The sequence below is a fragment of the Streptomyces sp. P9(2023) genome (genome assembly GCF_032436795.1).
Taxonomy (GTDB): Bacteria; Actinomycetota; Actinomycetes; order Streptomycetales; family Streptomycetaceae; genus Streptomyces.
In genome coordinates, this window is record NZ_JAUPWM010000879.1 from 1 (window position 1) to 233 (window position 233).

Annotated in this window: 1 protein-coding gene; it reads left to right on the forward strand. The window is 52.8% G+C overall.

Features of this window, described 5'->3' with window-relative positions:
* Positions 1–23: 23 nt before the first annotated feature.
* Positions 24–233 (forward strand): peptidoglycan-binding domain-containing protein (locus Q5762_RS39775; RefSeq protein ID WP_315897195.1); only part of this gene is annotated, 210 nt, incomplete at its 3' end.

Consider the following 233-nt stretch of genomic DNA (forward strand, 5'->3'; position numbering starts at 1 on the left):
GTCTTGGTTCCGTTGGTGCTGGTGTGCGTGATCTACAGGCTATGCTCAAACTTGCTGGGCATGATCTGGAAATTGATGGTGACTTTGGTAAGACCACGGATGCAGCCGTCAGAGCCTTCCAACGTACAAACAAGCTTGTCCCTGATGGCATTGTTGGTCCGCTTACTAACGCTGCCCTCACACGGTATAGAGATACTGCTCCGAAAGATGCGGGCCAGCAGAAGCTACCGGAC